Annotated in this window: 1 protein-coding gene; it reads right to left on the bottom strand. The window is 69.3% G+C overall.

The annotated features are described in order from the left end of the window. On the bottom strand, positions 1-475 hold a 475-nt coding region (locus I6F37_RS38845; protein WP_225154197.1), incomplete at both ends, for an MTAP family purine nucleoside phosphorylase.

The raw sequence follows: 475 nt of genomic DNA, 5'->3' as shown, positions 1-475 counted from the left end.
ATCGTCGCGTAGCAGAGCTCCGCCTCGCGCGCGAGCTTCGCTTCCTGGAGATTCGTCATCCCGATCACGTCGACGCCCCACTGGCGGTAGAGCTTCGACTCGGCGCGCGTCGAGAACTGCGGACCCTCCATGTTCAGGTACGTCCCGCCGTCGTGCAGTCGCACGTCGAGCGCGCGGCCGGCCGCGAGCAGGGTCGCGCGGACCTCGGGGCACAACGGATCGGCGAACATCACGTGCGCGACGACGCCGTCGCCGAAGAACGTGTCGATGCGGTGGCGCGTCCGGTCGACGAACTGGTCGATCACGACGAAGTCGCCCGGCGCGATGTCCTCGCGCATCGAGCCGACCGCGGAGACCGAGAGGATCCGCGTCACGCCGAGCCGCTTCAGACCCCAGATGTTCGCGCGGAAGTTGATCTCGCTCGGGAGGATCCGGTGGCCGCGCCCGTGCCGCGGCAGGAACACCATCCGCACGC

Origin of the sequence: Bradyrhizobium sp. NBAIM08 (assembly GCF_020193935.1) — a bacterium.
Lineage (GTDB): Bacteria > Pseudomonadota > Alphaproteobacteria > Rhizobiales > Xanthobacteraceae > Bradyrhizobium > Bradyrhizobium yuanmingense.
Note: the sequence above shows the minus strand (reverse complement) of the source record. Positions and strands in the feature narration are given on the sequence as shown.